The organism is Pseudoalteromonas sp. L23, assembly GCF_021728455.1.
In the GTDB taxonomy this organism is placed as follows: Bacteria; Pseudomonadota; Gammaproteobacteria; order Enterobacterales; family Alteromonadaceae; genus Pseudoalteromonas.
The window spans coordinates 1-10,905 of sequence record NZ_JAKKCW010000033.1 but is presented as its reverse complement, the minus strand read 5'-3'; the positions used below and the strand labels follow the sequence as shown (position 1 = coordinate 10,905).

The following is a 10,905-nucleotide window of genomic DNA, read 5'->3' as shown; positions in this document are numbered from 1 at the left end:
TTCGATAAGTTTCAGCCATTGCTCTGCGGTTTTGTGTTTAGGCATGGTCAGCTCCGAATTGAGATCAGAGCTGTACTTTATAGGCTGAGCGTATTCAGTAGCTAGGTGTGGTTCTGGCGACGCTTACCTCGTAGCCTGTATTATAGGTTTTCAATTTCATAGGGGTACGATTGATAACTTCTTTACTAACCCTTTTTATATCGGTTCAATGCTTGTTGGTGTTTTACTTGTGTTAAAAGCTATTTTTTACTCGTGCCAAAAGTGCCGAAGAAATCAAGTAATACTGGGGTGGTATAGGTATAGGTTGCCTAAAGAAAGGTGTTATAATTGCGGTCATAATATTGACAATAGTCGCTCCTAATAAATTAACGAAATAGGGGCGCAACAGTAGGTTTGTGCTTTTTTAGTATAAAATCAGAAAAACTGGATAAGTTTAGCTTTATGGAAAAGTTTTGAAAAAAATAAGTGACACCCATTACTATTAACATCAAAGCTGAGGAAGTGAAGTAAAAACGCATAAAATTACTTCAATCACTTTGGTCAAAAACGTTTATAGATAGACTAATTTTTAGCGCCCAAGCGTATCTCTACATCAAAACCGAGTTATCGTGCACGACAAAGCGCTGTAAATACAGAAGTAAGAAATTCTAGAGTTGAGAATGTGAGTTTTGCTAAGCCAACAAACGCTCGCAGTTTGTTAGGTTTGTCCGCCGTCTTTTTTGCAGTGTTTCACAGTAAGCGGTTATTGTCCGTTCTCGGCCCACTGCACCATGAAATACTCGAGAAAATTGCGTGGTGAGTTTTATCCAGTTCTCAGGTTCTATATTGAGTCGAGTAAGAATCGGTTGTACTTCATTGATATACCCGCGTTTATCGGCTCGAATACATTGGCCTGTGAGCTCAACCAACTCAATATAGGATTTGAGCTCGAAAGGCAGTCCTTTTGGCATATGTTTTCGCGGGCTATCAGCAAAGCGTAGTAGGCTTTTTGGTTGTTTACCCAGCTTTGCATAGTCTATGCGTTTTTTAATGCTGGTGTAGTCTGAGGTTTCAGGCGTTGCGGCGACTTTGGCTCTAATGGGGTTTAGGTCTACGTAGGCTAGACAAGCTGCCAATGCTGCCTCGTCTAGTAATGCTTGGGATTTGAATCGTCCCTCCCAAAAACGGCCTGTACAATTATCTTCTTTATTTGCTCGGCGGGCGATGTCTTCGTTAAGCACTCGCATAAACCAGCTAATATCTGCGAGCCTTTCTCTGTATTTGGCGACATGCTCATTGAGTATCAATTGCTCCGACTCATTGAGTGGCTCACCTTCAGTAAATTTTTGGCTTACCCAATTGCCTTTAAACAACTTGTGCCATCGAATAACAATTGCTTTATCAGACAGGCGCTTAGCCTTTTTATCATCAACATATAAAACAATGTGGGTGTGATTACTCATCACGGCATAAGCACAGACATCAATACAAAACACAGACCCTAAGATCAGGAGCTTTTCTTCAACCCAATCCCGGCGGTGTTCATATGATTTTCCAGTAAATTTATCTTCACCGCACAGAAAGGCGCGTCTTACGCAGCGGGAGATACAGTGGTAGTATTTGGTGTCGGTTAAACTGATTTGTCTTTTACGGGCAGTTGCCATAGTTTGGTTTCCTCAATCCTTTGAGTGCAGAATTAAAGCGTAGGCGGTATCTTAGGAAGGTGCAAATTAAGTGGTGGGTGTCAGCGATTTGGTAACTAGCGATTTGATAATTCTTTCAATTCACAGATCCAAGAATGCCTAGCTTCTTAAAGATGGCTTTGAATGCTGATGATGACGTAATGTAACAAGCCACCACACTCGGAAATTTCACTTACTCCGCTCCCAAAATTCCGGTGAGCGGAGTGTTGGTTACGTTATCAATATTACATGCTCAACTTACTGTACAAGTAGAATGGTGAAGACTATACTTGTTCCATTAAATGTACATGTAGAGGTTCTTATGAGAATTGTATCTTTTACTGAAGCTAGAAATGGTCTTAAAGCTGTTCTAGACGGTGTAGTTAATGACGCAGATACAACAGTCATTACACGTCGTGACTCTGAGGATGCTGTGGTTATGTCTTTAGATTACTACAATAGCCTTATGGAGACTGTCCACTTACTACGCTCTCCTCAAAACGCTGAACACTTAAATCGTTCGATTGCACAGTACCGTGCTGGTAAAACAACAGCACGAGAGTTAATTGATGAGTAGTAGTCAACGTTTACTGTCGTGGACTGATGACGCTTGGGATGACTATCTGTATTGGCAAACTCAAGACAAGAAAACACTCAAGCGCATCAACAAACTCATCAATGATGTTAAGTGCTCCCCATTTGAGGGCATCGGTAAACCAGAGCCGTTGAAAGAGAGTTTATCTGGTTTTTGGTCTCGTCGTATTGATGACACTAACAGGCTTGTTTATGCAGTTGATGAGCAAGCGATAACGATAATTTCGTGTCGTTACCACTACTAAATTAGAGGCGGCGATAATACAGCAAGCGACTTAGGTGTATCGAACCTGTGTTCGGCAACATCATAGTGAATAAAGGAATGAATAAACTCACATTACGAGGGTAAGGGAAAGTGAATGCGCAATGGAAATTGTATTGCTTGGTGCATAATCTAGAAAAGTTGCAAAAAATAATACACTAAGAAGTGTAGCTCATTTTAAACCTCAAAAAGCCACAGAGACCAGCCTTATAGCCTCTTAAAACACAGTAAAAAATGACAGTGACGTTTAGAGTAAACGATTGAATCAAATAAAGAACTCGGCTAAGGTTGATACCACTATGCAACATGTATTAAGGATGGATTGGTGATACCCATCACTAATTGCATTGACGTAAGGAAAATGAAGGCTTGAAATTTGTGGTGGGTGTCAGTGATTTTGTATGGTGGGTGTCAGTGATTTTTGTAATTTTTGGATTGTATAGAAATGACAATGTTTGACTGGTAACTTGCTAAAATTATTAAATAAAATTTTCTTGATGATTGCGATTTTATCTCTTGTGGATAAGTGAGATATTCAGAATTTACACTAGTAGGTTGTTATATGCTTAAATGGAATTTGAAAATGCGGTTACTTTTTTTACTCTACTTTCTTCCTTGTTTTGTTTCAGCTGAGATAAATTTGCCATTGCAAGTTCAACTCATTGAAATGGCAAAACAGGATCAGGCTGTACGAAAACAGTTAGGAGATGCCGGTTGGGATAAAGCTCCAAAAGAGCTTCATGCTAAATTATCATCAGTTGATCATCAGAATACTGAAAAACTCAAAGCAATATTAAGCAAACGACAATGGCTAACACATGCTGAGGTCGGAAATGAGGGGGTTGGAGCAGCATTTCTTATAATACAGCACTCGTCAGATACTGAGTTTCAAGAAAGAATGCTTCCAATCTTAAAGAGAGCATATTTAAATAATGAAGGCGTATCAGGACAAGAAGTCGCATTATTGACCGATCGCGTACTTATACATAGGGGGCAAAAGCAACTGTACGGCACACAAGCAGATATTAAAAATGGTAAAGTCACTTTCATGCCAATCTCAGAAGTTGATAAAGTGGATGAAAGGAGGGCTGAAATGAATATGCCTCCATTAGAGTTTTATAAAAAGATAATGGAAGAAATGTATGGTATTAAAGATCACCCCGAAATAGAGCTGAATTAGAACGCATACAAGAGACTATGGCGTCAATGACTAAAGGATGGATTGGTGATACCCATCACTAATTGCATTGACGTTAGGAAAATGAAGGCTTGAAATTTGTGGTGGGTGTCAGTGATTTTTGTAATTTTTGCTTCTTGATTTTTGAGCTTGGGATATATGAAGCGTCATTCGACTTTGATTGTTTGATATGATATTGGCAATCTAATGATGACTCAGGCTCCTTGCAATGCTAGCTTCGTGTGTGGGTCATTCTGTCTATGTGCCTGAAAAACTCAGAGGACAACATGTCTAATAAAAGTCTTAGTGCTCGAATTCCAGCCTATAAAATGGTATTTGCAAGTGGCGAACTGCAGAAAACCTATAAGGATCTCGTCTCTATTGTTCAAAGTCTCAGAGCTGAATTCAATAAGCAGTATAAAGGCCAGTTTACAGTCGCAAACGTGTTACACGGATATATTGACTTTACATACTTTTATCTACAAAACGATTACCTTAAAAAACACAAACTCAAATTGGCAGTGGTGTTGAACCATCAAGAGGTGCAATTCGAACTTTGGCTCCTTGGGCAAACAAAGGATGTTCAAATTGAATATTGGACAAAGTTACAGGGGGTTAGGTGGGTGGATCAAGATGTTATGCCCGAGTGGTCAATCTTTGAAATTTTAATGCTTGCTGACCCTGATTTCGATAATGTAAAAGCGCTATCTGAGCGGATCCACGGTGTGTTTGCAGAACTGTCCGAGGAAATCTTTACTACATTGAAGGTGTACCAATAGTACACCTAACACACATAAATTTTCGCAGGTTATCCGCGTCGTAAAGTATGTGCAGCTAATTTCTGTTCAAACTTTAAATCTGTTTAACTCTATTTCTAGCGAAAAAAAGAGTGCTAGTAGTAGCACTCTTGCCAATGCAAAACTCAACAGCAATAACCCGTAGTTGCTAGTCCATGCTTGGGGCGCTGGAATATACCAACTCAATTAGGTTATTCATCGTTCTTGATTTTTGCATATAAGCCTTTTCCATATGGGCAAGCTCTTGTAATTCAAATAAGGTCGTTTCTACGAGTGCCAGCCATTTTTCTGTGGTGTCTGGTACCGCTTCACTTTGCTTTGTTGCTTTTTTTAGTGCGTCGTAATAAATAGTTAAGTCACGATATTGGCTTTGATAGTCCATTGATGCTCCAACCCGTCTCTTTTAATTTACAGCAAGGTAACAGGAATTCTCAGCAGAAATCTGCGGAAAATAATTTTTTTACAACCTTTTAATTCGAAAGATAATTAATATTAGCAAAGGCGGAGATCACATCTTTTGCAAAAGCAATGCGTGGGTGTTTTAACGCGCCCTTTTTCCATACTAGATAGATATTGTTTTCAGGGCCTACAGGGCCAAGTTGGATCAGTTCACCTGCTTTTATGAGATCTCGGCAGAGATAATCGGGGAGGACGGAGTAACCTATTCCAGAGCGAATGATGTTAGCAATTGCTCTAATGTCTGGGCAAATAGCGATGACATTAGAGTTGCAGCCCGCATTAAATACACGGTCAAAGTATTGTCTAACCAAAGGTAAGTCTTGATCGTACGTGACGACATTATAGCTTGAGAGTAAGTCGGCGGTAATATCGCTGTCTTGAATTTCTCTGCCCTCTAAACGGTTCATCACTAGCCACAATTGCTCTTTGTCTAGAACTAAATAGTCAAAGCTTGTGGGATCTGGCGCAGAGGCGGCAATGGCGATGTCGGCGGTGTCGTTTATTAGTGCGTCGAAAATGTTAATTTTATTGCCAATATGAAGTACCACGTTAATGTTGCCCGCTTGCAATAAGTTGGCGATTTGTGGACCGGAGACAAAGCTTAAATACTCCGCGGGGCCAGCAATATTTAGTGTGCCAAACACCGCGTTGGAGCGCGCTCGAATTGAGGTGATCTTCTGCTCTAAAATATCGATATGACCAGACACCTGCAGCGCTAAGTCATGTGCTGTTGGCGTTGGCTTTACCCCTCTTGCTTGGCGTTCAAACAGGGCTTTTCCTACTACCGCTTCCATGGTTTGAATATGTGCCGTGACAGCTGGCTGCGACATCCCCAAGTTGGCCGCTGCCTTGGTGATATTTTTGCAGCGGTATACTTCCACAAAGGTTTTTAGTTGGGTGAGATGAGACATAAATTACTTGAGCCATAAATATTCTGATTGCTCCTACCAATTTATCCGAATTCACCTGTGTCCGCAAATCGCCTAAACTCGTCGATATTGAACTGGTATGAGGAGCCGGGATGAAAAAGAGTATAGTGAATACGATGGTGTGGGTGTCATCGTTATTGGGTGCAACACATGTGCTTAGCGCTCATGCAAGTGAAGGTGAAGTATTAGTGTTACTTTCGAGCGAAACCTCTATGGAACTTGCCAGTGGTGAGACAATAGAAACAGGTTATTACCTCAATGAGTTTGGGATACCTGCAAAGGCTTTAGTGGATGCTGGATATAAACTGATATTAGCAACACCAAAAGGCAATGCCCCTGCTGTTGATCAAAAATCAGTGTCGGTTAATTACTTCGGCGGTGATGAGACTAAATTACAAAGCATCAAGAAATTTATTGCTAACCTGCCAGATATTAATGATACCGCAAGTTTTAGCGAGATCCTTGCTGCGGGGCTAGACGAATTTGATGCGGTATTTATTCCAGGCGGACACGCACCGTTAATTGATTTGGCGAATAATCCGCAGGTGGGTGAAATTTTGCGCCATTTTAACCGCGAGAATAAACCAACAGCTGCGATTTGCCACGGCCCAATTACGTTGCTTTCGGCACAAAGTGAACCAAAAGCGTATTATCAGAGTTTAACAACACAGTCACCTGTTCAAGCGAAAAACTGGATTTATGACGGATATCAAATGACGATATTTTCGAACCCAGAAGAACAAGTATTTGAAAGCACGTTAAATGGCGAAAAACTCAACTTTTACCCAGCAGCCGCGATGTCTCAGGCTGGAGGAAAAATGCAGTTTGCAAATGCATGGCAGCCAAAAGTGGTTGTTGATAGAGAGCTAATTACAGGGCAAAACCCGTTTTCAGACACATTACTAGTAGAAAAGCTGCTAGAAATGTTAGCGGAAGAACCGAATATTAAACAGTAAGGAATTGAGCATGCTTAATTTTGTATTTAAAAATCAAACCGAAATTCTTTTTGGTAAAGGCCAAATGCGTGAAATCACCTCACGATTACCAGAGGCTGCAAAGGTGTTGCTACTGTACGGCGGCGGCTCGATTAAAAATAATGGTGTATACGACCAAGCAATGAATGCATTGACAGGTGTTGAGGTTGTGGAATTTGGTGGTGTGGAGCCAAACCCAACATATGAAACGCTAATGCAAGCGGTCGCGACGGCAAAGCAAAATAATGTGAATTTTATTCTTGCGGTTGGCGGCGGCAGCGTTATCGACGGCGCAAAGTTTGTGGCGGCAGCCGTGAATTTTGACGGTGAGCCTTGGGACATTTTGGTAAAGGGCGCAAGCTTTAGCAATCCATTACCGATTGGTGCTGTGCTCACTTTACCTGCTACAGGCTCTGAGAGTAACGGCAACTCAGTGGTTACAAAAAAGGCAACTTCGCAAAAGCGTGCGTTTTCGTCACCAACTGTGCAGCCGCAGTTTGCGGTACTTGACCCAGAATACACCTATTCACTGCCGCCTCGCCAAGTGAGTAATGGGGTAGTGGATGCGTTTGTTCACGTGATTGAGCAGTATTTAACTTATTCAGTAAATGCGCCACTGCAAGACAGATTTGCAGAAGGTATTTTACAAACGCTTATCAGCGAAGGGCCAAAGGCGTTAAGCGAGCCTAACAATTATGATGTAAGAGCAAACGTTATGTGGTCTGCAACTATGGCGCTAAATGGCCTTATTGGTCAAGGCGTGCCACAGGATTGGTCAACCCATATGATTGGTCACGAGCTAACGGCATTGTATAACCTTGACCACGCGCAAACGCTTGCGATTGTATTACCTGCGGTGATGTATGTGCAACGAGACAAAAAAGCCGAGAAAATCAAGCAACTTGGTGAGCGTGTATTTGGTATTACAGCCGCAGACGAAGCGCAGCAAATTGACCAAACAATAAAAGCAGTTCAAGACTTTTTTGAGTCGATGGCGGTGCAAACCCGTTTAGCTGATTATCAATTAGACGAAAAAGCAGTACAAGAAGTTATCGCTAATCTAGAAAAGAACGGCATGACGGCACTAGGTGAGCACGGCGATATTGATTTAGCGAAGGCGAAAGAGATTTTAATGCTGGCGTTGTAAAGCAAGTAATCAGTGGCAATGTGTTACCCTTTGATAACAAAAGTAAGATGGTTTAGAGGTAACTAAACCATCTTACTCCATTGGCTTTCTATAGGCTTCTTAGTTGATCAATAACAGCCTGAATTTTGTTAAATTTGGTTTGCCTGTATTCTGTTTCAGCTTGGGATTTTTTGCGATTCCAGTATTCAACATCATCTGGATATTGTGGCTCTACCACGTACGATGCTAAATAGTTACCATACGGGTCTTTAAGCCAGCATTTATATTCAACGATTTGAGAATAAGGGTCAGGTGCTTCACAGCCGCTTCTAAGTGGCAAGTCCGCCTGCTTTTTCTGTGCCAGCATTATGCTTAACTGATCCGCTAGATTTTTAGCTGCGGTAACGACGGTTGTTTTTGGCACCATGCCAGCCAAATAACGCTCAGTATACACTGCCACTACAACCGATGCTGCTAAGGCATAGGTGTCTGCAAGGTAGAAAAAGTCATCATTGTAGCTACTATTTAAAGCTCGGTGATTTATCAGATCGTTAGCTTTTAGTAATAATCCACCAAGTAATACAGGGTCTTCTCCATTGTATTTTACGGTATCGCCATAGTGTTTTAAGCTTGCTTCAACGCTTCTAAACTCAGAAAGAAAGTCGAACTCCGCATCACGTACAATTTCTTCTCTAACGCGCTCTTGTATTGCCTGCAGGCTCTCTTCGCTCAGCATAACGTATTGTGGCCCACCAGAACCAAATACAGCATCAGCTAAAAGTGAACCAAACCCCGATAGTAATTTACTTTTTACTTTATCTAAAATCTGCTCACCGATTGTCGCGGTTTTTTCTTCTTGTTCAGTAGCACCAACAGTAAATGTTGCACTACATAACGCTAAGCTTACTACTGCGGCGATTGAATGAAATTTCATAGAAATAATCCTTTTATATTAGAAAGTATGTTTTTATAGACCTTAGCACCCACAACCCACATCAAATACAGGCTTTTTACCCTAGCTTTAGAATTGTTATGCTTACTGCTTTTGGATTGGTTTGATTTATAAACTTAGTTCCAAAGGCTGGGTCTTACCTATGTTAGGTGAGTTGTGTTAAAAAAAGATTAAATAAACGATGTTTTCTTTTACGATGTGGCTAAATTGGAAGGTGTTATTAGTTTGAAAACATTTTTCATACTGCAAATGGCTTAGTCCGGATATCGCAAAATACGTAGTTTACCTAGCTTATCTTCAGTGCTACTCTACGGTGGTATTCAAAAAAAGTTTAAGGAGAATTTGATGATTGTTTTATTGAGCCACCCGGTAAAAGTTGTAGCTAGGTGTGATTAGTAGACTTTAACTTTCGTCTTTTCTAAATTTTTTACTCCTTTTACCCGGTGTGATGCCTAATGGGCTTATCCGGGGTCAATGATATTCATTAACCCTGCTTGATTTTTGCAGTCTTTCTGCATTTTTGAGATTTTATAATGAATACATCTTATTCGCCAACACAGCTTGGTTGGCAAGCATTTTTTCAACAGCAACTGACACTAACAGAACTAGAATCATCAAATCTTGGCCGCGTGATAGCGCACCACAGAAGTAATTATTTAATCCAGTTGCAATCACGACAAATTTCTTTAGCTACTCATGTTTCACTGCCTAGTATGACGGTTGGTGATTGGGTTTTGTTGGATGAAAATTATCAATTTATTAGGCTATTATCCCGCAAATCGGTTATTTCAAGGAAAGCTGCGGGCAGTAAAGTCGCGGAGCAATTGATAGCTGCAAATATCGATAGCCTGTTTATTGTTTGCTCGCTAAATCAGGATTTTAATCTAAACCGGATCGAACGTTACTTAGCACTGGCTAACGAAGCTCAAGTGGAGCCAATTGTTGTTTTGACCAAGAAGGATTTGGTCGATTGTTGGCAACAGCAAGTACAACTCGTTCAGGAGTTGGATCCATTTTTGACAGTCGAAGTGATAAATGCGTTGGAGCCGAGCTCCGTTGAGTGCCTAAAAGCTTGGTGTAGCGAGGGCAAAACGTTGTCATTTGTAGGCTCATCAGGTGTGGGTAAGTCCAGCTTGGTGAACACGCTGTTAGAGTGTAAAGAGCAGCTCACCGGTTCAATCCGTGAAGATGATGCAAAAGGGCGGCACACGACAACCTCTCGCTCGTTACATTTTATGGACAATGGCTCAGTGTTGCTCGATACACCAGGAATGAGGGAGATCCAACTAGCCGATTGCCAACAAGGGATCAGTAAAACATTTGCAGAAATTGAAGTGTTAGAAAGCGCTTGCCGCTTCAGTGATTGCTCACATCAAAATGAGCCCGGATGTGCTGTTCAGCAAGCGATAGAGAGTGGCGAACTTGAAGTTAGGCGCTTCAACAACTTCATAAAACTAAGAAGTGAACATCAAAGAAACAACGCCAGCCTAAAAGATAAGAGAGACAAGGAAAGAGCACTTGCAAAGAAATATCGTTTTGTACAAAGCGATACTAGAAGACTAAAAAAGGGCTACTGAGCAGTAATTGCTAGTTCTGTTTATCTTAAACCAAAGTGGACTCGCTCCACTTTGGTTTTTGCTTTTCTACGCTAAAGTACGGCTAAAGCGAAAGCGGCTAAAAAGACACCCATTTAAATTTAGAAGAAACAGGGTGAGGCATTTAACGCTGTGACTACTCAAAAGCTATGTAAACTAAAAAGTAAACTCTAGACCTTTAATAACCCTTGATTGGATACCCCTAATTAAACTATTGTCTTTAAGTGCACCAGAAAAGCTGCCTGTTCTAACGTAAGCGTCGCCAGAACCACACCTAGCTACTGAATACGCTCAGCCTATAAAGTACAGCTCTGATCTCAATTCGGAGCTGACCATGCCTAAACACAAAACCGCAGAGCAATGGCTGAAACTTATCGAA

General features: G+C 41.1%; 11 protein-coding genes. 7 read left to right on the top strand and 4 right to left on the bottom strand.

Annotated features, from left to right (window positions below):
* Positions 1–671: 671 nt before the first annotated feature.
* Complete coding sequence (locus L3V43_RS23380; RefSeq protein WP_237117504.1) at positions 672–1,643, bottom strand: transposase; 972 nt, start codon at positions 1,641–1,643, stop codon at positions 672–674.
* Positions 1,644–1,983: 340 nt separating this feature from the next.
* Between L3V43_RS23380 and L3V43_RS23375 the strand changes: the two genes are divergently transcribed.
* The 4 genes from L3V43_RS23375 to L3V43_RS23360 all read left to right on the top strand — a co-directional run bounded on the left by L3V43_RS23375 (position 1,984) and on the right by L3V43_RS23360 (position 4,473).
* Positions 1,984–2,238, top strand: coding sequence for a type II toxin-antitoxin system prevent-host-death family antitoxin (locus L3V43_RS23375; RefSeq protein ID WP_005526636.1), 255 nt, complete (start codon positions 1,984–1,986; stop codon positions 2,236–2,238).
* Positions 2,231–2,500, top strand: coding sequence for a Txe/YoeB family addiction module toxin (locus tag L3V43_RS23370; RefSeq protein WP_237117505.1), 270 nt, complete (start codon positions 2,231–2,233; stop codon positions 2,498–2,500). Before L3V43_RS23375 ends, L3V43_RS23370 begins: the two co-directional genes overlap by 8 nt.
* 579 nt (positions 2,501–3,079) lie before the next feature.
* On the top strand, positions 3,080–3,697 hold the full coding sequence (locus L3V43_RS23365; RefSeq protein WP_237117506.1) for a DUF6624 domain-containing protein: 618 nt from the start codon (positions 3,080–3,082) through the stop codon (positions 3,695–3,697).
* Between the two features lie 284 nt (positions 3,698–3,981).
* Complete coding sequence (locus tag L3V43_RS23360) at positions 3,982–4,473, top strand: hypothetical protein (protein ID WP_237117507.1); 492 nt, start codon at positions 3,982–3,984, stop codon at positions 4,471–4,473.
* 166 nt (positions 4,474–4,639) lie between these two features.
* Here the strand turns inward: L3V43_RS23360 and L3V43_RS23355 are convergent, their stop codons facing one another.
* Together L3V43_RS23355 and L3V43_RS23350 are read right to left on the bottom strand one after the other, a co-directional pair.
* Positions 4,640–4,873, bottom strand: coding sequence for a hypothetical protein (locus L3V43_RS23355; RefSeq protein ID WP_010369844.1), 234 nt, complete (start codon positions 4,871–4,873; stop codon positions 4,640–4,642).
* An 88-nt stretch (positions 4,874–4,961) separates the two neighbouring features.
* The gene (locus L3V43_RS23350) at positions 4,962–5,861 is read right to left on the bottom strand and encodes a LysR family transcriptional regulator (protein WP_010603674.1); all 900 of its coding nucleotides are present in this window, start codon (positions 5,859–5,861) and stop codon (positions 4,962–4,964) included.
* A 110-nt stretch (positions 5,862–5,971) separates the two neighbouring features.
* Between L3V43_RS23350 and L3V43_RS23345 the strand changes: the two genes are divergently transcribed.
* Positions 5,972–6,835: a type 1 glutamine amidotransferase domain-containing protein gene (locus L3V43_RS23345; RefSeq protein ID WP_237117508.1), complete on the top strand. Its 864-nt coding sequence runs from the start codon at positions 5,972–5,974 to the stop codon at positions 6,833–6,835.
* A 10-nt stretch (positions 6,836–6,845) separates the two neighbouring features.
* Positions 6,846–8,000, top strand: coding sequence for an iron-containing alcohol dehydrogenase (locus L3V43_RS23340; protein ID WP_237117509.1), 1,155 nt, complete (start codon positions 6,846–6,848; stop codon positions 7,998–8,000).
* Positions 8,001–8,088: 88 nt separating this feature from the next.
* Here the strand turns inward: L3V43_RS23340 and L3V43_RS23335 are convergent, their stop codons facing one another.
* The gene (locus tag L3V43_RS23335; protein ID WP_010603671.1) at positions 8,089–8,913 is read right to left on the bottom strand and encodes a hypothetical protein; all 825 of its coding nucleotides are present in this window, start codon (positions 8,911–8,913) and stop codon (positions 8,089–8,091) included.
* 551 nt (positions 8,914–9,464) lie between these two features.
* On the opposite strand from L3V43_RS23335, the gene rsgA reads away from it, so the two are divergent.
* Positions 9,465–10,508 (top strand): ribosome small subunit-dependent GTPase A, encoded by a 1,044-nt coding sequence (rsgA, locus tag L3V43_RS23330; protein ID WP_235368202.1) that lies wholly within the window; start codon positions 9,465–9,467, stop codon positions 10,506–10,508.
* The last annotated feature ends 397 nt before the right edge of the window (positions 10,509–10,905 follow it).